General features: G+C 60.1%; 23 protein-coding genes. 8 read left to right on the top strand and 15 right to left on the bottom strand.

The features are described from left to right. Positions 1-4 precede the first annotated feature (4 nt). Complete coding sequence (locus tag FH975_RS13505) at positions 5-838, bottom strand: response regulator transcription factor (protein WP_328821901.1); 834 nt, start codon at positions 836-838, stop codon at positions 5-7. 74 nt (positions 839-912) lie between these two features. On the opposite strand from FH975_RS13505, the gene FH975_RS13500 reads away from it, so the two are divergent. Further along, entirely contained in the window at positions 913-2,625 is a 1,713-nt protein-coding gene (locus FH975_RS13500; protein WP_162321798.1) for a sensor histidine kinase, read from the top strand. 60 nt (positions 2,626-2,685) lie between these two features. Beyond that, a complete protein-coding gene (locus FH975_RS13495; protein ID WP_162321797.1) occupies positions 2,686-4,869 on the top strand; it encodes an MMPL family transporter in 2,184 nt (727 codons plus the stop codon). Between the two features lie 71 nt (positions 4,870-4,940). On the opposite strand, the gene FH975_RS13490 is transcribed toward FH975_RS13495, so the two are convergent. From FH975_RS13490 to idi, 7 genes are all read right to left on the bottom strand, one after another. Further along, the gene (locus FH975_RS13490; RefSeq protein WP_162321796.1) at positions 4,941-6,131 is read right to left on the bottom strand and encodes a ferrochelatase; all 1,191 of its coding nucleotides are present in this window, start codon (positions 6,129-6,131) and stop codon (positions 4,941-4,943) included. 67 nt (positions 6,132-6,198) lie between these two features. Further along, on the bottom strand, positions 6,199-7,056 hold the full coding sequence (locus tag FH975_RS13485) for a prenyltransferase (protein ID WP_328821900.1): 858 nt from the start codon (positions 7,054-7,056) through the stop codon (positions 6,199-6,201). Next, positions 7,046-7,384 (bottom strand): lycopene cyclase domain-containing protein, encoded by a 339-nt coding sequence (locus FH975_RS13480; RefSeq protein WP_162321795.1) that lies wholly within the window; start codon positions 7,382-7,384, stop codon positions 7,046-7,048. Before FH975_RS13480 ends, FH975_RS13485 begins: the two co-directional genes overlap by 11 nt. Beyond that, a complete protein-coding gene (locus FH975_RS13475; protein ID WP_328821899.1) occupies positions 7,381-7,719 on the bottom strand; it encodes a lycopene cyclase domain-containing protein in 339 nt (112 codons plus the stop codon). Before FH975_RS13475 ends, FH975_RS13480 begins: the two co-directional genes overlap by 4 nt. Next, positions 7,709-9,271 carry a phytoene desaturase family protein gene (crtI, locus tag FH975_RS13470; protein WP_162321794.1) on the bottom strand — a complete coding sequence of 521 codons (1,563 nt, stop codon included), beginning with the start codon at positions 9,269-9,271 and terminating at the stop codon, positions 7,709-7,711. The genes FH975_RS13475 and crtI overlap by 11 nt, the downstream gene beginning before the upstream one ends. Beyond that, the gene (locus tag FH975_RS13465; protein WP_328821898.1) at positions 9,268-10,155 is read right to left on the bottom strand and encodes a phytoene/squalene synthase family protein; all 888 of its coding nucleotides are present in this window, start codon (positions 10,153-10,155) and stop codon (positions 9,268-9,270) included. The genes crtI and FH975_RS13465 overlap by 4 nt, the downstream gene beginning before the upstream one ends. Before the next feature lie 2 nt (positions 10,156-10,157). Then, positions 10,158-10,724 (bottom strand): isopentenyl-diphosphate Delta-isomerase, encoded by a 567-nt coding sequence (gene idi, locus FH975_RS13460; RefSeq protein ID WP_162321792.1) that lies wholly within the window; start codon positions 10,722-10,724, stop codon positions 10,158-10,160. 68 nt (positions 10,725-10,792) lie between these two features. On the opposite strand from idi, the gene FH975_RS13455 reads away from it, so the two are divergent. Continuing rightward, a complete protein-coding gene (locus FH975_RS13455; RefSeq protein ID WP_235928736.1) occupies positions 10,793-11,344 on the top strand; it encodes a MarR family winged helix-turn-helix transcriptional regulator in 552 nt (183 codons plus the stop codon). Positions 11,345-11,471: 127 nt separating this feature from the next. On the opposite strand, the gene FH975_RS13450 is transcribed toward FH975_RS13455, so the two are convergent. From FH975_RS13450 to FH975_RS13430, 5 genes are all read right to left on the bottom strand, one after another. After that, complete coding sequence (locus FH975_RS13450) at positions 11,472-11,681, bottom strand: cold-shock protein (RefSeq protein ID WP_138252554.1); 210 nt, start codon at positions 11,679-11,681, stop codon at positions 11,472-11,474. A gap of 213 nt (positions 11,682-11,894) precedes the next feature. Next, positions 11,895-12,398 (bottom strand): HNH endonuclease, encoded by a 504-nt coding sequence (locus FH975_RS13445; protein ID WP_153078438.1) that lies wholly within the window; start codon positions 12,396-12,398, stop codon positions 11,895-11,897. Positions 12,399-12,582: 184 nt separating this feature from the next. After that, complete coding sequence (locus tag FH975_RS13440; RefSeq protein WP_235928747.1) at positions 12,583-13,446, bottom strand: C40 family peptidase; 864 nt, start codon at positions 13,444-13,446, stop codon at positions 12,583-12,585. Positions 13,447-13,676: 230 nt separating this feature from the next. Then, the gene (locus FH975_RS16975) at positions 13,677-14,618 is read right to left on the bottom strand and encodes a C40 family peptidase (protein WP_162321790.1); all 942 of its coding nucleotides are present in this window, start codon (positions 14,616-14,618) and stop codon (positions 13,677-13,679) included. Positions 14,619-14,872: 254 nt separating this feature from the next. Then, positions 14,873-15,595, bottom strand: a complete 723-nt coding sequence (locus tag FH975_RS13430) for a metal-dependent transcriptional regulator (protein WP_153078441.1) — start codon at positions 15,593-15,595, stop codon at positions 14,873-14,875. Between the two features lie 138 nt (positions 15,596-15,733). Between FH975_RS13430 and serC the strand changes: the two genes are divergently transcribed. Further along, positions 15,734-16,852: a phosphoserine transaminase gene (serC, locus tag FH975_RS13425; protein WP_162321789.1), complete on the top strand. Its 1,119-nt coding sequence runs from the start codon at positions 15,734-15,736 to the stop codon at positions 16,850-16,852. Here serC and FH975_RS13420 read toward each other — a convergent pair. Then, positions 16,834-17,181 (bottom strand): DUF3027 domain-containing protein, encoded by a 348-nt coding sequence (locus FH975_RS13420; RefSeq protein ID WP_153078443.1) that lies wholly within the window; start codon positions 17,179-17,181, stop codon positions 16,834-16,836. The two genes, serC and FH975_RS13420, sit on opposite strands and share 19 nt — an antisense overlap. Beyond that, entirely contained in the window at positions 17,178-17,561 is a 384-nt protein-coding gene (locus tag FH975_RS13415) for a cold-shock protein (RefSeq protein ID WP_153078444.1), read from the bottom strand. The genes FH975_RS13420 and FH975_RS13415 overlap by 4 nt, the downstream gene beginning before the upstream one ends. Positions 17,562-17,627: 66 nt before the next feature. Between FH975_RS13415 and FH975_RS16675 the strand changes: the two genes are divergently transcribed. The 4 genes from FH975_RS16675 (at position 17,628) to FH975_RS13395 (ending at position 20,846) form a co-directional block, all read left to right on the top strand. After that, positions 17,628-17,852 (top strand): hypothetical protein, encoded by a 225-nt coding sequence (locus FH975_RS16675; protein ID WP_153078445.1) that lies wholly within the window; start codon positions 17,628-17,630, stop codon positions 17,850-17,852. A 90-nt stretch (positions 17,853-17,942) separates the two neighbouring features. Next, on the top strand, positions 17,943-18,683 hold the full coding sequence (locus tag FH975_RS13405) for a response regulator transcription factor (RefSeq protein WP_153078446.1): 741 nt from the start codon (positions 17,943-17,945) through the stop codon (positions 18,681-18,683). 75 nt (positions 18,684-18,758) lie between these two features. Continuing rightward, positions 18,759-20,351: a sensor histidine kinase gene (locus tag FH975_RS13400; protein ID WP_153078447.1), complete on the top strand. Its 1,593-nt coding sequence runs from the start codon at positions 18,759-18,761 to the stop codon at positions 20,349-20,351. A gap of 204 nt (positions 20,352-20,555) precedes the next feature. Further along, a complete protein-coding gene (locus FH975_RS13395) occupies positions 20,556-20,846 on the top strand; it encodes a WXG100 family type VII secretion target (RefSeq protein ID WP_162321788.1) in 291 nt (96 codons plus the stop codon). Positions 20,847-20,874: the final 28 nt, after the last annotated feature.

Raw genomic sequence — 20,874 nt, 5'->3', positions numbered from 1 at the left:
CACTCTAACGCTGGACGGCCATGCGGTAACCGACTCCGCGCACCGTTTCGATCCACATCGGTTCCTGGCCGCTCTGACCCAATTTTCGGCGAAGGTTCCCAATATGCACCTCGACCGCGCGCTCATCGGCTTCACTGACGAAAGTCTGCGCACCAACGTGGTCAGCGCGCAGGTGACGTACGAGGTTTGCCTTAGTTCTTACCCGCCGACCACTGCTCATCAGCGCCTCCAGCAAATCGAACTCAGTCCGCGTGAGGTTCAGCAGCTGATCATGGACACGTGCCGAACGGGTCGCAGGGTCCAGCGTGACGCCGTTGTGCTGGTAGACAGAGGCCTGGTCAGGCACGGTTGGGGGCTCGGTGTCAGCAGAACTCTTCGTCTGGGGCGCTGGAGTCGCAGCAGAGGCTGGCGACGCCGCGGCCGTAGGGCTGGCAGGGCTGAGCGCACGAGGACGGCGCATCATGGCATCAATACGTGCGCGCAACTCCCGAGGCCGGAACGGCTTCGTGATGAAGTCATCAGCTCCCGCGCCCAGGCCCATAAGAGTTTCAGCTTCATCAGTCCGGGCCGAAATCATGATGAGGTAACAGTCACTCACCGCACGAATGCGCCGAGCTACTTCGAATCCATCGATTCCCGGCAGTCCGAGATCCACGGTGACGATACTTGGAGAATGCACTCGCGCCGCCATCACTCCATTTTCGCCATCCATGGCACTGTGAACAACAAAACCGGCCCGCTCAAAAACTGTGATGATGAGATCACGAATATCTGGATCATCTTCAATCACAACTGCAGCGCTCAGGTGGCTGGCCTGCGCATCGTTAATGTGCTGCACGGAGCCCGTCCTTTGATTCGGATCATTCTCTCCAGCAGACTATCGCATGTATCTATTCAGCAAGAAGGGGCCGCATGATGACCAGCAGACTGAGGCACATGATGCGCGCCGTCGTGGGTGCAGACAGACGATTGCATGAGCTGATGGAGCGTCAACGCGCTATCAGTAACCAACGACCATTTTTCTTTGCTGTTGGGTTCGTTTGCCTGCTCATACTAATCCTCTCACCAGAAGCATATACAAATACCTTTTTTCTCACCGGCCTTGGGCTCACTTTGATCAGTGGCATCCCCGCAGCGGTTCTGTCCTGGGAGAAATTTGCTCTCGCGCTCTACTGGACCATACCGATGCTCCAGTTCGCTGCCATCGCTGCACTCCGCGCCGGCAGCGAGGGATACCTCGTCGGCTTGAGCCTAATCGCCGCTTTTCCGGTCATTTGGTTGGCATGGTTTATGCCAAACTCCTGGTTCGTTCACGCTGTTAACTTTGCGTCTACTTCAATTATTGTATCTTCTCATTTATTGTTTACCGCGCAACCCACCACCTGGCGGGCGCTGGCCGTTCCGCTGCTCGTGCCGGTGGTGTTGACAGTCATCGGCGTGTTCGCAGCCAATGTCAGCCGGAGCGTGGACGCCCACCAGCTCGAGCTGATGGAGAAGGATCACGAGCTGCGGGAGGCCATCGAAGAGAGTCATCGGCATGCGCAGTTGCTCAATACCATTATCGAAACCGTACCTGTGGGCGTGGTGGTGGTCGATGCCGAGGGCAACGATCTGCTGATGAACAGCCAGCAGCGCGCCATGCATCAAATGGGTATTCCAGACGACGTGCCAGACCCCCGGGAGGACCAGTTGCTGGTCTTCGACGAAGATAAAATCACACCGTTGCCTGCAGAGGATCGCCCAGTTCGCCAAGCCATCAATGGCGCTTCCTTCACCGGACAACTGATTTGGCTCGGCGACCAGCGTCGGCGCCGCGCGCTCTCGGTTTCCGCTAATCAGATCACTGATCACGAGGGAGAACCGGCCGGATCAGTCACGGTTTTCAGTGATGTCACAGAACTTGTCGAGGCTCTGGACGCGAAAGACGAGTTTTTGCAGGGGGTATCTCATGAACTACGCACTCCCCTGACGTCCATACTTGGCTATATAGATCTTGCTCTGGAGGAAGCCGAGCAGTCCTCGCAGGCCGAACCGCTGTGTGCCAACCTGCGAGTGGCTGAACGGAACGCCAGACGACTCCTGCATCTGGTCAATGACCTTCTGACCACGGCCTCGAGGCCCACCCTCAAGCTGCGAAACGCCGACCTGGCCGATACTGTCAGGTCGAGTGTGACCTCAGCGTATCCCCAGGCTGAAGCTGCAGGCCTGAGCATAACCGACCAAACATCCTCTCCGCTTTCTGGTCGCTTCGATCCCGACTGGCTGCACCAGGTGGTGGACAACCTGCTCTCCAATGCCACCAAATACACGCCCGTCGGAGGTTCGGTCACCGTGCAGGCGTGGAAGGATCAACAGCACCTTTACGTAAGGGTCGCTGATAACGGTCGGGGCATCTCTGAGGAGGATCAGCGTGACATTTTCGACAAGTTCTTTCGCACCTCTGAGGTGCGTCATTCGGCTATCCCTGGTGTGGGCCTGGGACTGGCAATCTCCAAGCAGATCATCGATGCGCACCACGGGTCGATCACGGTCGAAAGCACCCTTTCCCGCGGCACCACATTTACTGTCGCCATCCCTGTGGGGCAAGCCCGTTCTGACCACGACCAGGAGAGTCAACCCACGTAAGGCGCGTGTGCCTATGCCCGTAGACTTAGCACCACAAAGCCATGTATCGAGAGGCGACAATTGAAAACTCGGCGTGAGGGCGGCAAGGCCCTTCGTGTATTGCGGGTCGTACTGCCGGCTTTGGCCGTCATCCTCTGGGTGGCAGTGACAGCCGTAGGTGGTCAGACGTTCGGTAAAATCTCAGAAGTGGTCTCCAACGATCAGACCACCTTCCTGCCTGCCGACGCCGAGTCGACTCTCGCTCTGGAACTGAGCCAGGAGTTCTCTGACGACGACGCCGTCCCCGCGACAGTGATCACCGAACCCACCGGGAGTGACGTAGGTGATCAGCAGATGTCGGCTCTGGAGGCCGCCGCAGGAGAGTTTTCTGATCTTGACGGCGTCGTCCAGGTATTGCCGCCACAGGTATCTGATGATCAAGAGGCCGCCCAAATCCTGGTGCTGATGGATGAACAAGCTGTCGAAGAAGGCGCCGTGGACGGGCTGCGGACGGCTGTGGATGATCTCCTACCGGCGAGCGAGTGGACTTCGCATGTGACAGGTCCGGCTGCCCTCTCCGACGACTTTGCCGAGGCTTTTTCCGGCATCGATGGCCTGCTCCTGCTCGTCGCGGTGGTCGCGGTGTTCATCATCCTGATCTCGGTCTACCGCTCGGTGATGCTTCCGTTCCTGGTGCTGCTCTCCTCAATGGCTGCCCTGTGCGCTGCGATCGTCGTGATCTTCCACATGGCGCAGATGGGATGGATCCAGCTCAACGGCCAGGCGCAGGGCATCCTGTCAATCCTCGTCATCGGCGCTGCCACCGACTACTCGCTGCTCTTAGTCGCTCGGTACCGCGAGGAACTTCTGCACCGCAGTGATCGCTTCTCTGCGCTGTGGCAGGCATGGCGCCGTTCACTGCCAGCCATCCTCGCCTCCGGTGGAACGGTGGCCGTCGCCCTGTTGTGCCTGCTCTTCTCCGATCTGAATTCCAATCGTGCTCTGGGCCCGGTGGCCAGTGCAGGAATCGTGTTCGCCATGATTGCGACATTGAGTTTCCTTCCCGCCATGCTGGCCCTGCTTGGCCGGCCCGTGTTCTGGCCCAAGACTCCCCGGGTGGCTGAGGTTTCCGAAGAAGGGCCGAGTCGGCGCCAGCGCCGCCAGCAGCGAAAGCAGAACAAATTGTGGTCTGCGGCAGCCGACTTGGTCCGTCGTCGGCCGCGAACGATCTGGATAGTTGTCACACTGGTGCTGTTAGGCGGCTCAGCTGGTGTGCTGGACCTTAGGGCGGAAGGTGTCGCCCAGTCGGAATTGGTCCTCACTGAAACGGACGCTAAAGCTGGCCAAGAGATGCTGGAACGGCATTTCGACGCTGGCACAGGTGCACCCACGGACGTCTTTGCTCCGGTAAATGAGGGTGACGAAGCACTGAGCATTGTGCAGTCCATTGCCGGCGTCGGAGAAGCTTACGCAGTCTCTGAGCAGGGCTCGCCTGCGACTTCGGCCTCAGAGGCCGCTGAAGAGGAGGGCTACATCCAGTTATCGGTGACACTGACCAATGCTGGTGACTCCTTAGAAGCGGAAAACACCATTCGGGAGCTCAGAGACCAACTCGGAAACCTAGACGGCCAAGCCCTTGTGGGGGGCACAACGGCCACTCAATTGGACACCAATGACACGGCCCAAGACGATTTGCTCACTATCATTCCCCTCGTCTTGGCGGTGATTCTGGTCTTCCTCGTGGTCCTGTTGAGAGCCCTCGTGGCGCCGATCATCCTGCTGGTGACGACTGTGTTGTCGTATCTGGCAGCGTTGGGGATTTCCGCGTTGGTCTTCAACTACGTGTTCGGATTCCCCGGCGCTGATCCTACGGTGCCACTGTTCGGATTCGTGTTCCTGACCGCACTGGGCGTGGACTACAGCATCTTCCTCACGACCCGCGCGCGGGAGGAAACTCCCATTCGAGGACCCCGTGAGGGACTTCTCCATTCGCTGGTCATTACTGGCGGGGTGATCACCAGTGCCGGTGTTGTGCTCGCAGCGACTTTCGCCGCACTGGCGGTGCTGCCGCTGATGTTCATGGTCCAGCTCGCCTTCCTAGTGTCATTCGGCGTTCTGATCGACACGCTGATCGTCCGGACACTTCTGATCCCAGCACTCGGAGTAGATCTGGGTCGGCGATTCTGGTGGCCCTCCCGGATCTATAGGCCGTATGAGGAAGCTCAGGCCGCGCCCACCACGGAACAAGTCCCGGAGCGAGTCTAAAGGTGTTGGGCCGGTGCACCTTACGGTCCGCCGGCCCAACACTGCACGTAGATACGCACCCCTTTTGGTCCCTAGGGGGCGACTCCCGCGGCGGCAGGCCGGAAGCCCAGGCGCACGTTTTCGCAACAGCCGGGACGGCACACATCAAACCATGGGCCCAACTCGGTCACGTGAGGGCGGTCTTCAGGAGGAACGGCAGCCATCCGCTCCTGGATGAGGTCGACGGCGCTGCTGACGAAGGCGTGGTGGATACCTGGGGTGGGTGTCCGGGTCGCCTTCAGTCCGGCCTCCTCGGCTGCCTCCAGCGCCTCGTTGTCCAGATCCCACAGCACTTCCATGTGGTCGCTCAGGAACCCGAGCGGCACTACGGCGACAGCTTTGACACCCTCGGCAGGCAACTCGGCGATCCGGTCACACACATCCGGTTCCAGCCACGGCTGCGAAGGGGGACCGGACCGGGACTGGTAGACCAGTTCCCAGTTGGTCTCAGGGTCAGCGGTACCGTCCTCCGTCAACTGCTTCATAATCTGTGCGCCCACGGCTTTGTGCTGGGCTGCATAGGCGCCACCCTCACCAAGTCCTAGCTCGCGTGGACCGGACCGTTCTGCATCGGCGGTTGGAATGCTGTGAGTGGCGAAGAGCACGCGGATCTCGTGTGCAGCGATTCCTTCGGCGGAAAATTCTTGCAGTGCTGCCGCGACTCCCTCAGCGAATGGCTGGACGAAGCCGGGCACATCGAAGAACTGCCGGATCTTGTCGATGCGCACCACTCCGGACAGACCGGTGTCGTTGATGGCTCTGGCGAAGTCCTCCCGGTATTGCCTGCAGCTCGAGTAGGAACTGTAGGCGCTGGTCGCGAATGCCAGAAGACGGGTGTGTCCGTTGGCAGCTGCTTCCTTGACCGCATCTTCAAGGTAGGGGTCCCAGTTGCGGTTTCCCCAGTACACCGGGTGCGTCATCCCGCGTGCGCGCATTTCCTCCACCAACGCCTCACGAAGTTGGCGGTTATGTTCGTTGATGGGGCTGACGCCACCGAAGTGCCGGTAGTGGGTGGCGACTTCTTCCAAGCGCTCATCGGGTATGCCTCGACCCCGGGTCACATTACGGAGAAAGGGAATGACGTCCTCCTGGCCCTCCGGGCCGCCGAAGCCAGCCAACAGAATGGCGTCGTATTCCTGGGGCTTGGGCACGTGCGGCAGTCCCGCCGCCGACGCCTCATTGGCGTGCGGCACTTCTGAAGTACTTTGTGTTGTCTCAGTCATGCTCAGATTCCTTTCTGCATGTCGAGGGGTTGTGGTCTTAGACAGTCACACACATTGGACTGCCACATCAGGGAGAACCGAAGATCACGATGAGGAGCATGGTCAGCGCGGCACCGACGGCGTAATTGATCCATAGGAAGTGCTTCCATCCGCCGTTGGCTCGCTCCGCCTGATCGTCGGTCAGGTTCCAGTAGGGTCCCGCCGCCGCGAGATAGGGCAGCGCCAAGACAGCAGCCAGGGCCCCTGGCCACCCCACGCTTGTCACCAGCAGGCCTGCGGCTGACCAAAGCCCCACAGCGAGGCGGACGGTTCGTTTGGCACCCAATACCGTAGCAATGGAGCTGATCCCAGCCTCCCGGTCCGGGCCGATGTCTTGAACAGCGCCGAATGCGTGGCTGGCCATTCCCCAGAGCAGGAACGCTCCCAACACGCCGAATACTGCCGCGCTGGCACTCGCACCAGCCAACACAAGTCCATATGCGGCAGGGCTCACGAAATGCACACTCGAGGTCAGCGAATCCAGAACCGGGACTTCTTTGAAACGCATCGGAGGCGCGGAGTAGGCCACGACGGCAAAAAGACTGAGGCCAAGGACGATCCATGATTGCCAGGTTCCCAACAGGATCAGTACGGCCACAAACGGAAGGCAGACGGCGGCGGAGGCAAGAAGGACCGGCCTATGCAGACTGGGCGCAAGCAGGGCGCCTTCCGCCCCGCCCTTCCTGGGATTGGCGACATCGGATGCGTAGTCAAAGACATCATTGATGCCATACATCGCCAAGTTGTAGGGAATAAGGAAGAAAAGAGTGCCGATGATCAGAGCGGCGTCGATATCCTCTGCAACCAGTACGTACGCCACGGCGAACGGATAGGCGGTATTGATCCAGCTCACGGGGCGTGAGGATCGAAGCATGTCACTGAGCACGAGGTCTCCTCCGGCTCTGTGCCCGTCCGAGAAGCACCCACAGCGCGGGCAGCAGAATCACTGCGGCAATCGAGTAGCTGAAGTCCTCGATCGGCGCCACGCCAATCTTCAGGCCGGAAATCTGCTCTTCAGAGTAGTCAACGAGTCCTACCCCAATGATGACATTGTCGAAGATGGCGGTCAGAACCAGCAGCACCACTGCCGCGGCAGCTACCGCTTTCCAGGAGAAGTCCGCGTTTGACCCGTCACGACGTTGGACCGCGAACGCCCAGAGCCCCACGACGCCGGCAACTGCTACAAATCCCAAAGAGAGAATGACATACGTCATAATGCGGCCCTCCACGTCAGCACACGTTGAGCGCCCAATACGAGCACCATGGTGACATGGCAGAGAAACAGCAGGAACACCAGCTCTTCGAGAGGAAGCTCAGGAGCAAGCATGATTCCAGTCATATACGGCCCTGAGCCCTGGAAGAAGATGCCTAAGGCGATTCCGGCGATGTCCCACAGCAGAAAGAAAACTGCTCCGATGACGAGAATGATGGCCGCACGGAGAGGCTCCCGGAAGACAAACAAACGATGGCGCCAGTCTATGAGCAACATGCACACAGCAGAGATCAGCAGAGCAGCTAGGTAGAGCAGGCTCGTCGGCTCAAATGGCACGCAGGGCCTCCACCGGACCGGTGCCGTTGTCTCCCCGGACCGACTTGAGGACCAGCTCAGCACTTATCAAGCACATTGGCACCCCGATTCCAGGCATCGTAGTAGACCCAGCGTAGAAGAGTCCCGTGACTTTCGGCGAAGCGATGGGACCGCGGAAGAAGGCACTCTGACGCAAAGTATGGGCCGGACCAAGCGCCCCTCCTTGCCATGCACCGAATTCATGGGCGAAGTCTTCCGGACCGACACTCCGCCTGAGGACGACGCGTTCAGCCAGATCCGGAATGTCTGCCCACTGCGCGATCTGCTGAATCGACTCATCCACCACGCGTTCTACAGTCTCATCACCGCCTCCGTCTCTCCCTCCGGACCCCAAGGATGTGTCAGCGCGTAAGGGCACCAGCACAAAGAGATTCTCGTGCCCGGAGGGGGCGACGTCGTCTGAGGCGCTGGGACGACAAACATAAATTGACCGAGGGGGTCCTGCTGGTGGGGTCTTACCCGCGATTTCGTCGAAGCCCTGTTGCCAATCATCTGTGAACAGCAGCGTGTGGTGGGCCAGTTCGGGGAGGTCGCCCCGAACGCCCAGCAGGGCAAGGACGGCGCTTGGCCCGGGGTCTTTGCGATCCCAGGAGCGCTCTGACCGTGCCCTGTCCTGGGACGACAACAGCCTGGTCTCGGTGACATGCATGTCAGCGCTAGAGACGACAACATCAGCGGAGAGGAACTGCCGGGTTCCCTGCTCATCGGTGTAGTGGACGCCGGTGGTACGGCCTCGGGAGGTCGTGATGTGCTGCGCCCTGCTGTTGGTACGGAGGGTCACGCCCTGCCGCTCGGCCATGCGGGTCACGGCCCTCACCACGGCACTGAAACCTCCCTGGGGGTAGAGAACTCCTTGAGTGATATCGAGATGGCTCATGAGGTGGTAGAGGCTTGGAGCCTCGGATGGTGAGGTTCCAAGGAAGACCGCGGGGTAACCGAGTATCTTCTGCAACCGGTCGTCGCTCGTGTGCCGAGCGATAAACCTGTCCAGCGGCTCAGCGAGCAGACGCAACAACCGCGGAAGTCTCTTCAGCAGCGCGGGGTCGAGAAACGCTCTGACACTGGAGAAAGTTGAGTACAACAGCCTCTGAGTGGCCAAGTCATAGGTCTCCGCGGCCGATGATAAGTAATCGTCCAGTGCTTCCGGCGAGATGCCAAGAGAGAGCAGCGCAGCACGGCTTCGATGCGCAGGAAGGTCGAATGCTTCCCGACGGCCTTCAAAGAACACTCGGTAGGCGGGGTCAAGCTCTTGGAGTGTGAGCTCCTGCTCCACTGTGGTCCCAAAAAGCCTGAAGAAGTGTTCAAACACTTCGGGCATGAGGTACCAAGAGGGTCCGGTCTCGAAGCGGAACCCGTCCTGGGTCCATTCTGCAGCGCGCCCACCGAGTTGATCCCGCGCTTCCAGAAGGGTCACCTCGAGTCCGTCGCGCGCCAGCAGGGCAGCTGTGGCCAAGCCGGAGAAACCGCCTCCGATGACTACTGCTCTGCGAGCCGCTGAGCGTCGGCGCCTCATGATGCTCGTGCTGACGTTAGCGGGATGAGCGTCTCGGCCAGGATGCGGGCTTTGACACGATTCGGAACGGAGACCCGACAATGACGCAGCGCTGCCGCATCGGTGCGTCGCAGTCGTTCATTGAGCTCCGCGAAAAGGCCCGCAGCCAGGGCGGTGGCCCGACGCGGACCAGGGGGAAGCAACGGCAGAACGCGGCGTGCTTCTGCGAGGTCCGCATCAATGTCTGCGATGATCTCAGATTTCCTGTGGTCGTTGAGCTCACCCGGCGTGGTACTCGGGAAGTATGTGCGGCCCAGACGTTGGGAGTCTTCGGCGAAATCCCGGAGAAAGTTAATCTTCTGGAACGCTGCTCCGAGCCGAGATGCACCCGCTTCTAGACGCGGCAGCTCCTCTTCGCCAACCTGGTGATCCTGCAAGAACACGCGCAAGCACATGAGACCCACCGCCTCTGCGGATCCATGAACGTAGGTTCTGTATTGTTCTTCACTCAACGACACGACTGGATCAAGGTCGCGGCGCATAGAGCGGAAGAAAGCCCGCACCAGCGCTTCCTCTATGCCGGCGGCACGGCCGGTCACGGCGAAGGAGTGAACCACAAGATTCGCGCTGAATCCCCGCTCCAGCGCGGTGAGCGTCTCCTCTTCGAGCGCGTCCAGGACTCCGCGTCGCAGAGTACCGTCGAGACCAGCCTCTTCCGCAGTTCCGTCGACGATTTCATCGGCGATGCGCACCAAAGCGTAGACGTTGCAAATGCCCGCACGGGTGCTGGTCGGAAGCAGTCGCGTGGCCAGGCCGAAAGATGTTGAGTACTCACGGATGACTCGGGACGATGCTCTCTCCGCAGTTCGTGAGTACTGGCCCAAATGTGTGGAGTGCTGAGACACTTTCACAACCGTCTCCGACCAGCCGAGGAGGCGATTTCACCGTCCCGGTAGAGGGATAACTGCTCGGTCTGGCTGACCAGCCATGGAGAGAACGCCCAGGGAGCTGCCGCCACAGCAGCCGCGAGTGCTGCGGGGCGCACCCACTTTGTCTCCGCCACCTCAGCGGGGTTGGGCTCAGCCACTGAGTCGGCAACAGCTGTGAAAACTGGACAGATTTCATTTTCGACAATCCCGGAGGCGTCAGTGGCTCGATATTGAAAGTCGGGAAGCTCCAGCGACACCTGGGCCACTTTCATTGTCAACTCGTGCGCGGCATGCCGACGCACAGCATCTGTGATGTCTTCGGATGGCTGAGGGTGGCCACAGAACGAATTGGTCCACACCCCTGGCCAGGTGAGCTTGCCCAGTGCCCGGCGGGTGACCAGCACTTCTCCGTGGGAGTTGAGGACATGACAAGAAAATCCGAGGTGCAGTGGCGTTTGCGCCGAGTGAACGTGTTTTTTGAGTTCCGTGCCGCAGGGCTCACCAGTGTCGGTGAGGAGCACGACGTGACCTGCTGAGCTCTGCATTTTGGCAGCACCCCTATAGTTAACTTAGCTAGCATTGTGCTCATCTAATAGTAACCCAAGGAAGACTTATGGCGAAGCATCGATCAGGGCACGGGAACGCTGAGGAGTTCTCCATGGTTGACCCCCGGTTGCTCGACCCCGGCGAGGAAGTGGTCCAGCATGGGCGGCTCGATAGTGACGATCTGAACCAGACGGTCCGGGTGTTGGAATCTCTCAGGCGCTGGCACAGCGCCGAGCGTCGCATGAGCGAAAAAGCTCGGAAGGACATGGAGCTGGGCGAGACTGACATGCGTGCCCTTCGATACATCATCGCAGCGCAGGTCAACGAGCGGTTGGCGACTCCCAGCGAGTTGGCACATCACCTGGGCATCTCCACGGCAGCCGTCACAAAAGTACTCGACCGTTTAGCCGACCGTCACCATATCCGCAGGCTCCCTCACCCTCAGGATCGCAGGAGCACCGCGATCGAGGCGACTGAGGAGACGCGGCGTGCAGCTCGGAAGGCCGTGGGCCGTACCCACGCAGGACGGTTCAATGTGGCAGCCGCCCTGACCGCAGAGGAACGCGAGATCATTATCGGGTTCCTCGATGCGCTCTCCGCAACCGCACCTAGTGATTGAGTTGCGTCCAGCCGTGGTGCCTCTGGGTGCATATCCAGACGGTGGTGGTTGCTCCGCTCTTAACGGAGTCGGCCCCCGGTTCCGCCTCAATGGCGGGCCGGGGGCCGGTCCTTAGGAAGAGTGGGGGTCAGACAGCGCTGACGTTCTCCGCCTGCAGGCCCTTGGGGCCGGATGCAGTCTCGAACTGAACCTGCTGGTTCTCTTCGAGAGTCTTGAACCCACCGTTGCCGGGCTCAATTGCGCTGTAGTGGACGAAAACGTCGTCCGAACCGTCTGAGGGGGCAATGAAGCCGTATCCCTTTTCGGCGTTAAACCATTTCACGGTGCCAGTGGCCATGTGTGTTCCTAACTACTGTGTTACTTGCGATGCACCGATAGATTCACGGTGCTGAGCCGCACCGACCAGGCCAGGTCAGTGCGGAGTATTGTTGAGGCCACTGGGGTAAAGCAATGACGTTCAATGTCTCTAGCCTACGCTACGTATTGGATGAGGCCAATATTAGTGTCCCAAGTACGCGCTTCAGAGCGGCGCTCGGCCACACAGAAGCGTTCACGCCGAGAGCGCTGAAGGGTCCAGGAATGGCATCCATACGTCCCGCGGTGCGTCCAATTCAGCGGGGAGCCACATATGATGAGGCGGGACTTTGGGGGTGACCAGCAGTTTCCATCCCAGCTGGTCGAGAGTTTTGTCACCTTTGCGTACGTTGCACGGCCCGCAGCACGCCAGAAGGTTCTCCCAGCTTGAATCTCCGCCACGAGATTTCGGAATCACGTGGTCAACTGTGGCGGCGGATCTCCCGCAGTAGCCGCACTGCCGTCGGTCGCGGCGAAGAATCCCGCGTCGCGAGGGCGCTCCAGGACTTGTACGGACCACGCGCACATAGTGGTGCAGCAGAATCACGGCCGGACGCGGAATCAGCACCGAGGGAGACATGATCGGACTGCCGTCCTCGGCGAGAACACTGGCCTTTCCACGCATGACAAGGACAGCCGCGCGGCGTGATGTCACCACGTTCAACGGCTCATAGCCTGCATTGAGCACCAAGGTTCGCATGTGGGTTCCTCGGGTTTCTCACCGTGTGTCGCGCTTCTCTCAGGGCGTGTTGTTCCCAAATCACTATAAACCCCCTACGCGACTTCCGACGTTCTGCGTGCCCCAAGGTGAAACGCCTGTGGGGTGCGACTCTTGATGAGTCACACCCCACAGGCGGGAAGCGTTGTGTTTAGTCTGCGTAACCTCAGTATGGACGCAGGATGGCGACGACGTTGTGCCAGCTGTCGTGGTAACCGTGCGTGGTCACTCCGGACGCGGCGAGGGAGCCGATCATCTGTCCGTTGCCGACGTAGATTCCGGCATGATACTGACTGCGGATACCAGTGGCGACGACGATGTCTCCCGGCTGCGGCTCTGAGACTCGAGCGAACGAGGCAAGCATGCCATGGGTGCTGCGAGCACCACCCGGAAGCGGCTGCCCAGCCTGAGCGTATGCCCAGTTGATGAACCCGGAGCAGTCCATGCCTCCTCGTGTGGAACCGGCCCACAGGTATGGCGTGCCGATTGCACTGTAGGCGGCGCTGATCACTGAACTGTTGGCAGCTGGTGCAGGCTCGGGCTCTACTGTGCTGCTTGCTGCCTGTGTTGCCTCAGTGGTCTGAGCTGCGGGCGCCTCGGTAGGCTGTGCAGCCTCAGTGGCCTGCGTGCCGTCGCTGTATGACTGCTCGGTCGCTTCGGAGGTTGCAGGCTCTGCGGTTGCTGTGCTGCTGGTATCAGCCTCGGCGGGGCCCTCAGTGCTCACTGCCGGGCGGTCGAACGCCAGCTCAACCTCAGCCGACGCTGTTACGGCGGCGGGAGCGGCATGGGCGACCAGTTCGGTGCCACCGGCAGGCTCGACCGAGAGAGTTGCCTGTGCGCGCCCCTCAGACTGGGCGTCACCGTCGGCCATAGCTGCCACCGAGGTGGTGAGCAGCAGGCCGGAGGTTCCGAGCACAACACCAACCTTGCGTCCAGTCTTGGCGGCACGGGCTTTGGCGGTGCGGCGAGCGTGGGCTTCAGCGGCCATACGGCGCTCTCGCCGGGTCTGAGTTGGGGTCTGTTCGATCATCACGGGAAAACTTTATAACAGAACAGTCTCGATGTCACATTTAGGTCACGGTGCGCGTAACTTTTCCATCACTAGACCTGGGAGTGAGCTGGTTATCGTTACCTCGTAGAGCCACGTCAGGTCGATATGCAGTCCATTTACGGCCTCGATTTGTGTGCAGAAACGCGTGTGGGGCGCGGCTCGAGAAGAGCTGCGCCCCACACGCGTGGAGTGATGAAAAGTGTCGCGGTTTAGCCTGGGCGGTGGATGCTGGTGACGTTGTGCCAGCCATCGTTGATCCCGTGAACTCGCACACCAGCGGAGGCCGTGGTCGAGATGACCTGACCGTTACCGACGTAGATGCCACCGTGGGAATTGCCGTTGGACAACACGATGTCTCCGGGCTGCGGGCTTGAGACGCGCGGCAAGGAGGCCATGCCGTGGGTAGTCCGGGGAACGCTGATGCCTGCCTGTGCGTAGGCGTACTGGATCATGCCTGAGCAGTCGATTCCTGACCCTGGGGTAGTGCCACCCATCACGTGGGGGGTGCCCAATGTGGAGTAAGCCGCGGAGACTACGCTGCCGCGCCCTCCTGAACTCGACGACGGAGCAGACTGGCCCGATGAGCTAGAAGAGCCGGACTGGCTGGAGGAAGAGCTCGACTGGCTCGAAGAACCGGACTGGCTGGAGGAAGAGCCGGACTGGTTCGATGAGCCGGACTGGCTTGAAGATCCGGACTGACTGGACGATGTGCCAGTGTCGCTTGAGCTCTGAGCGGGCTGGCTGTTCTGCTGGGGCTGCGGTGCTTCCTGAGCGGGCTGCGCGGGCTGCTCAGGCTCGGCTGGCACCTCCGGAGTTGCAGGCTCGGCAGGCGCCTCTACTACGGGCTCTGGCTCTGGAATGCTCTTCGAAGAGACAGCGGGGCGGTCGAAGCTCACCTCTGCTGGTGCGCTGACCACGGATGCGGACTGGACGCTGGCCCGCTCGACGCTCAGAGTAGCTGCGTCGACATCGACCGTCGTGAGTGCGCGTCCCTCAGTGGCGGATGCATCGGCACTAGCTGCGACACCGGTGCCGATGACGAGACCTGCTGAGGCCAGTACTGCAGCAGCGGTACGACCTGCTGTCTTTGAACCGGTGTTCGTGTTGGCGCGGCGGTCACGGCGCGAAACGAAAGTGTTGTTATCTGTCACGTGAATAAAACCTTTCCCTGCAGTGGGCGGTAGTTATAGAAACATTCCTCTGACTGACATGCAGGGTTGGCGCCTGCCAGAGGATTTCGGGGCATTTCTACCAACTGCCCCGAGCACGCGACCGACTTTATAACAGATTGATATAAATGTCACGCTTAGGTCACGGAGGTTATGAAATCCGACCGAATCAGCGCACGATACTGTCACAGAATCGTCACGCGCGACAGCTCATACGGCTGTCTGTGCGGAATGTCTCAGGCGCCCTCATGAACAAAAATGTGCTGGGCGATCTCCAGCGGCAGCTCGACTTCCAGCCTGCCCTCTGACTCGTGCGTGACCACGAGTTCTGTATAGGCCTCGCTCAATCCCGTGACCTCTACGGCAACTCCGGGGCGCAGTCCCACATCCAGGAGCTGGCCCAACACCTCAGGCTCCACCTGGATGGACTCCGCCAGCCGTTGAACCTTCCACAATGAAGTCCCCGTGCCGGCATCGTGATCTTTTGCCACCTGGAGCAAGTTCTTACGTGCTGACTGCGCCGGGTGCGCGCCGACCTGAACTCCAAGCTCTTCCAGCCCGGGGATCGGATTACCGTATGGGGACACGACTGGATCATCAAGGAGCTCCACTAAGCGGCGCTCGACTCGTTCGCTCATCACATGCTCCCAGCGACACGCTTCCTCATGGATATAAGGCCACTCCAGCCCAATCACATCAGAGAGCAATCGCTCAGCCAGACGGTGCTTGCGCATCACCTGCACCGCCCTGGCCCTGCCTTCGTCAGTCAGTTCAAGGTGGCGCGACTCGGTCAGTCGCAGCAGACCGTCTCGTTCCATGCGCGCCACCGTCTGGGAAACTGTGGGGCCTGAATGTTCCAGTCGTTCGGCGATGCGGGCACGCAACGGAACGATCCCCTCCTCCTCGAGGTCCAGAATCGTCCGCAGATACATCTCGGTGGTGTCGATGAGATCAGTCAACGTCTGCGCTCCTTGGTACTGTGATCACCGATGGACGGTGTGCTCGGTCAAGCATATCCGTGCAACGGAATTCCACCATCTGCTTCCCTATATATATACGTCTGTTCGTTCAGACCCACGCTGACCCGAGGAGTGCCTGTGAGCCCTGAGAACATCACCATACCCGCTGAGCTGCTGCCCCAAGATGGACGATTCGGCGCTGGCCCCTCCCGCGTGCGTCCCGAGCAGGTCCGTGCACTGACTGCTGCAGGTCGCCGGCTGCTGGGAACCTCCCACCGCCAGGCCCCGGTGAAAAGTTTGGTCGGCAGCATCCGGGAGGGCCTTGGTGAACTCTTCACCCTGCCGGAAGGGTATGAAGTTGTTCTCGGCGTCGGCGGATCCACTGCATTTTGGGACATCGCTAGCTTCGGTCTCGTGGAGTCCAAAGCTCAGCACCTCTCCTTTGGGGAATTCGGCGGCAAGTTTGCCAAGGCAACAGACAGTGCTCCGTTTCTTGAACCGAGCTCAATCATTTCCTCGGAACCCGGCACCCGACCCACAGCTGAAGCTGAGCCAGGCATCGACGTCTACGCCTGGCCGCAGAATGAGACCTCAACCGGTGTCGCTGCTCCAGTGCACCGGGTACACGGAGCCGACGAGGGGTCGCTCATTGTGATTGACGCGACATCTGCCGCCGGCGGGTTAGCAGTGGACATTGCTCAGACTGATGTCTACTATTTCGCTCCGCAGAAGAACTTTTCCTCCGACGGCGGACTCTGGGTGGCCATCATGTCACCTGCCGCACTGGAGCGCGCCGAGAAACTCGCAGCGCAACGCTGGGTGCCTGCTTTCCTCAGTCTGACGACCGCGATGGAAAATTCTCGGAAGGACCAGACCTACAACACCCCTGCGCTCGCTACGCTGGTCACGCTGGAAGAGCAGATCCGTTGGATCAACGGTTCGGGAGGCCTGGGATTCGCCTCAGCCCGCACCGCTGAATCGGCAGGCCGGGTATACGAGTGGGCTGAGGGCCACCGCCTTGCGACACCCTTCGTGGCACAGCCCGAAGACCGCTCCAATGTCATCACGACAGTAGATTTCTCTGACGCGGTCGATGCGGCGGCAGTGGCCACCACGTTGAGAGCCAACGGAATCGTGGACGTGGAGCCCTACCGGAAGCTGGGCAGAAACCAGCTGCGCATCGCGACCTTCGTATCAACCGACCCAGAGGACGTCAGCGCGCTGCTGAAGTGCATTGACTACGTATTGGACGCCTGAGCCGCCTGGCCCGTCTCCGCCTCAGTCATGCGTTCAGACCAGGGCACCCACTGCGGCGCCGTAAGAGCATCCTCACCGGGAAGCATACCTAGCTCACACACTGTGACCTTCTTGCTGCGCGGAGCCCGGGCCAGGGTCACAAACCACTCCCACCCTCGGTAGCCGGGGCGGTGCGCGGCGAATCTGTGCGTGATGAGCCGCTCTCCGTCGGCCTTTACACCGAGGTGCTCACCGATCTGATCACTGGGCGCGAAGTCGACGATCGCCGAGCGGGCAACACTGACTGCTTCAACCAGAGCTGGGTCCTTCTTGTAGGAGACCATAGTCATGCGTCGAAATCGTCAGCTACACGGCGCAGCAGCGCAGCGATCTTCTTGGACTGCTCGGGCTTAGGGTAGTGGCCGTTGCGCAGCTGGCTCGTGGTGTTGTCCAGCATATTGACCAGGTCCTGGACTAGCTCGCCCATTTCTTCGGCTGGCTTGCGGGTGGCGCGCACCATCGAGGGAGCTTCACTCAGCATACGAACGCTCAACGCCTGCTTACCTCGGCGTCCGTCAGCAATGCCATACTCCAGGCGAGTCCCCGACTTCAGCGCACTGACCGACGATGGCAGAGCCGAGGAGTGCAGATACACCTCTTCACCGTTGTCACCGGTGACAAATCCGAAACCTTTATCAGCGTCGAACCATTTAACTTTTCCCGTGGGCACGTCTGTCCTACCTCCTTTTGAGCAAATACCAGAATACCCCCATTCGACGAGGGATAGAATTGGGGGATGTTCGCCTCCACACCCAGTGTGCTCTCCCGCGCGTCTCTCGTACTGGGCGTCATCATCTCTGCCGCCTCGTTCATCGCTCTGATTGCCATTCTTGGGTTCTACTTCGCAGGAACAGTTCCGCATCCCGGATTTTACTGGGCTGCGCTGTGGGGTTTCCCGATCGGATTCGTCCTCATGTGTGTGTACCTTCTGATCAACCTAGGCCGCCGTCGAGCGCACTGATTTGTCACCCGCCCCGCTGCCCAGGAAAACCAACGTTTCATTCAGCACATATACAGCTGCCGTCCAGTAAGCCGGTCGATACTGAGATTTGTGACTGATAAAACTCCGGAAGCTAAGTTGCTCGTCGTTGACGATGAGCCCAATATCCGTGAGCTGCTCGCCACGAGCCTGCGCTTCGCAGGGTTCGATGTAGCAGCCGCAGCCAACGGGCGCGAAGCCTTGGACATCGCTGAGAAGTTCCAGCCAGATTTGGCCGTTCTGGATGTCATGCTGCCAGATATGGACGGGTTCACCGTCACCCGCAGGCTCCGCGCCTCAGGCAAACACTTCCCCGTGTTGTTTCTGACAGCACGTGATGACACCGATGACAAAATCACCGGGCTAACCGTCGGTGGCGATGACTACGTCACAAAACCCTTCTCCCTCGATGAAGTCGTCGCGCGTATCAAGGCTGTCCTTCGACGCACCGCGCCGTACGACGATGAGGACGCGGTCATCCGCATCGACAATCTTGAACTCGACGATGATGCTCATGAAGTGCGCCATGAAGGCGAGATCATCGAGCTCTCCCCCACCGAGTTCAAACTCCTGCGGTATCTGATGATGAACCCTAACCGGGTGCTCTCCAAGCAGCAGATCCTGGACCATGTGTGGGAGTACAACTTCAATGGGGATGCGTCCATCGTGGAGTCCTACATCTCCTACTTGCGCCGGAAGATCGAATCAGGAGCCGACGGCGCGCCAGCTATTCAGACCAAACGCGGAGTAGGTTATGTGCTCCAGACATGGGAGCGCCGTCAGCGCTCTCAGGGAGCCACTGCTTCGCCATAGTCTCCCGGCGCGACGCCGTCAGCCCGTCCGGATCCCGTGACCACGGGTTTGCATTATGGGCCTAAACTCTTGTCTATGCGTCTGCTCTCCGCGATCTCACGAGCTTGGCGGAGAACATCTCTGCGAAGCCAGTTGGTCACCATCACTTCAGGCTTATTGCTGCTCACGTTGGTCGTGACCACGTTCGTCTCTGCGTCTCTGTACCGGCAGGAGCTTCTGAGAAGTGTCGATGAGGATCTCCGAAGCAACGCTCAAGCCTTGGCCTACTATTTTGAAGACATCCGCGGAGATGACCTGGGAGAAAACGAGGAACAGCCCAGACCGACCTGGGCTGAGTTCCAATCGATCTTCCGTTTCTACGGGTGGATGTTGGATGATCAGGGCGCCCCGATCCCAGGGTTGTCCCTTCGGACCAGCAACAGTGAATCGGCAGACGTTCCGCAGATTCCCCAGGTGACCCCGGAGGAAGCGGCGGACCTGGGTCCCGAGTCGTTCAATGTTCCTGGCACACTGGAAAACTCGCGTGGGTTCAGAGTCCAGGCCCACCCTCTGATGCACGGCGAAGAGACTGTCATCATTGCGCTGCCCCTGGACAACGTTGAGACCTCGGTGGAGCGAGCAAGTTTTCTGGTGGCGACGATCGGCTTGCTTGCGACCTTAGGGGCGTCGATCATCGCCTACTCCCTGACGACCCGAGCATTTAGACCTCTGCTCCGGGTGGAAAAGACGGCCGCGGCAATCGCCGCAGGTGATTTCGCGCAGCGGGTTCATACCACTGCACCCCCGGAGACGGAGATCGGGCGTCTAGCCTCCGCGCTCAATGTGATGCTGGAGCATATTGAGCAGGCCTTCGCGCAGAAGGAGGCGTCCGAGGAAAAGATGCGCCGCTTCATTCAGGATGCCTCCCATGAACTACGCACACCACTGGTCACGATTCGTGGATTCTCTGAGCTGTACCGCCAGGGCGGCCTCAACGACAACCCAGAGGCTGTAGGCACGGCTATGGGGCGGATCGAGTCTGAGGCGACGCGACTGGGCCAGCTCGTCGAGGATATGCTCACCTTGGCTCGCCTCAACGAGCAGCGCGCTCTCGAGCACAAGCCGCTGGATCTGAACATCATCGCCCACGAGGCAGTGATGGATATGACGGTTAATGCACCAGACCGCGAGGTCAAAGTGGTCGGTCTTGAGGGCGGCTCACCATCACCTGCGCCGGTGATCGGCGATGAAGGTCGAATTCGCCAGATAGTCACGAACCTAGTGACCAACGCTCTGCGCTATACCCCCGAAGGCACTCCAATGGAGCTTGCAGTGGGCACGGACAGTCTTGTTGAGGGGTCCGTGGAGTCCGTGCTGGAGGTACGCGATCACGGCGAAGGCATCGACCCCGAGGATGCGGAGAAGATCTTTGAGCGGTTTTACCGGGCTGATAACTCCCGTCAACGCGAAACCGGAGGCACCGGCCTAGGGTTGGCCATCTGTGCCGCCATTGCCGCGCAGCACGGCGGCAGTGTCCGCCATTCCGAGACTCCTGGGGGTGGTGCGACGATGACCCTCCGGCTGCCCACGGACGAGACCTTCGAATCTGACGATGAGCATGAAGTCGAACTTACCGAGGATGAGTTGGAACAGTTCCGCCTGGCTGCACGTAGCCACCAAGACGGTTGAGCGGCTGCAGTCCGGAGACGCTGGAGGATGTCTCACCGGGAGTACGGAGTTCTCCCCAGGTAGCGGTGTCACATCCCGACACGCCCTGCCATCCCCAGACCATTTTACTCTCCGGTGCGAAAGCGCGGGCGTTTCCTAGCCTGAGGAGCGGGAGGGACTTTTCCAGTTCTTCCGCTCCGCTCAGACAAGGAAAGGATTATCATCGTGGCAATATTTCAGATCGACACGGGTGACCTCATGGCCAAATCGGGAACGGTGGAGGCCACCCTGAGCCGCATCCAATCAGATGTGAGTTCAATGGAGGGCCAACTGCGTCAGCTGCAGGAAACGTGGAAAGGCTCAGCCTCAGGCGCATTTCAGGATGTGCTTACCCAATGGCGTGCCACGCAGGTGCAAGTGGAGCAGTCACTGGCCAGCGTCCGTCGGGCGATGTCCGCAGCATCGTCTCACTATGAGGAGACAGAACTGGCCAACGCGCGTATGTTCGGACGCTGACGGCAAAGAAAAACCCGCAGGCGCGCTT

This window comes from Nesterenkonia haasae (assembly GCF_010119385.1).
Lineage (GTDB): Bacteria > Actinomycetota > Actinomycetes > Actinomycetales > Micrococcaceae > Nesterenkonia > Nesterenkonia haasae.
This window is presented reverse-complemented; position numbering and strand designations above follow the sequence as displayed.

Excerpts from the sequence above, each read along its gene's own strand:
- FH975_RS13400 (WP_153078447.1), top strand. The coding sequence starts at position 18,759 with ATGCGTCTGCTCTCCGCGATCTCACGAGCTTGGCGGAGAACATCTCTG.
- FH975_RS13490 (WP_162321796.1), bottom strand. The coding sequence starts at position 6,131 with ATGACTGAGACAACACAAAGTACTTCAGAAGTGCCGCACGCCAATGAG.
- FH975_RS13455 (WP_235928736.1), top strand. The coding sequence starts at position 10,793 with ATGGCGAAGCATCGATCAGGGCACGGGAACGCTGAGGAGTTCTCCATG.
- FH975_RS13480 (WP_162321795.1), bottom strand. The coding sequence starts at position 7,384 with ATGACGTATGTCATTCTCTCTTTGGGATTTGTAGCAGTTGCCGGCGTC.
- FH975_RS16675 (WP_153078445.1), top strand. The coding sequence starts at position 17,628 with ATGTTCGCCTCCACACCCAGTGTGCTCTCCCGCGCGTCTCTCGTACTG.
- FH975_RS13445 (WP_153078438.1), bottom strand. The coding sequence starts at position 12,398 with ATGCGAACCTTGGTGCTCAATGCAGGCTATGAGCCGTTGAACGTGGTG.
- FH975_RS13420 (WP_153078443.1), bottom strand. The coding sequence starts at position 17,181 with ATGACTATGGTCTCCTACAAGAAGGACCCAGCTCTGGTTGAAGCAGTC.
- FH975_RS13500 (WP_162321798.1), top strand. The coding sequence starts at position 913 with ATGATGACCAGCAGACTGAGGCACATGATGCGCGCCGTCGTGGGTGCA.
- idi (WP_162321792.1), bottom strand. The coding sequence starts at position 10,724 with ATGCAGAGCTCAGCAGGTCACGTCGTGCTCCTCACCGACACTGGTGAG.
- crtI (WP_162321794.1), bottom strand. The coding sequence starts at position 9,271 with ATGAGGCGCCGACGCTCAGCGGCTCGCAGAGCAGTAGTCATCGGAGGC.
- FH975_RS13440 (WP_235928747.1), bottom strand. The coding sequence starts at position 13,446 with ATGATCGAACAGACCCCAACTCAGACCCGGCGAGAGCGCCGTATGGCC.
- FH975_RS13450 (WP_138252554.1), bottom strand. The coding sequence starts at position 11,681 with ATGGCCACTGGCACCGTGAAATGGTTTAACGCCGAAAAGGGATACGGC.